This is a genomic window from Microvirga pakistanensis (genome assembly GCF_004458765.1).
GTDB classification, from domain to species: domain Bacteria; phylum Pseudomonadota; class Alphaproteobacteria; order Rhizobiales; family Beijerinckiaceae; genus Microvirga; species Microvirga pakistanensis.
This window is the reverse complement of sequence record NZ_SPJX01000052.1, coordinates 1-533: the sequence shown is the minus strand read 5'-3', so window position 1 is coordinate 533 and position 533 is coordinate 1. Positions and strand designations below refer to the sequence as shown.

Below are 533 nucleotides of genomic sequence, written 5' to 3'. Positions count from 1 at the left end.
GAGCGTCACTGTGGTGGCGCACTCCTTCGCCAGCGGTGAGGTCGTGCGCTATCTGACCCGGCATGGCTCGGGCCGGATCGCCCGGGTGGTGCTGGTCGCCCCGGCGGCGATCCCGTTCCTGCTGCAGACGGACGACAATCCGGTCGGGGTGCCCGCACAGGTGTTTGAGCAGGCACGAAACACCTTCCTGAGCGACTTTGCCGGCTGGGCCGAGGACAATGCCGAGCCCTACTTTGTGCCCGGCACCTCCCGGGCCATGGTCGCGTGGACAATCCGGATGATGACCCAGACCTCGCTGCAGGCCGCGGGCGAACTGAACCGGATCCAGGTGGACACCGACTTCAGGCCGGAGCTGGCCCGACTCGATGTGCCGGTGCTGATCCTGCATGGCGACCGTGACGCCTCGGCGCCGCTCGAGATCACCGGACGCCCCGCAGCAGCCCTGATCCCTGGTGCCCGCCTGGTGGTGTACGAGGGTGCTCCACACGGGCTCTATTTCACCCACAAGAAGCGCCTGAACCAGGACATCGCAA

General features: G+C 67.2%; 1 protein-coding gene. It reads left to right on the top strand.

Features of this window, described 5'->3' with window-relative positions; translation table 11 throughout:
• Positions 1-533 (top strand): alpha/beta fold hydrolase (locus E4K09_RS02590; RefSeq protein ID WP_134494981.1); only part of this gene is annotated, 533 nt, incomplete at both ends.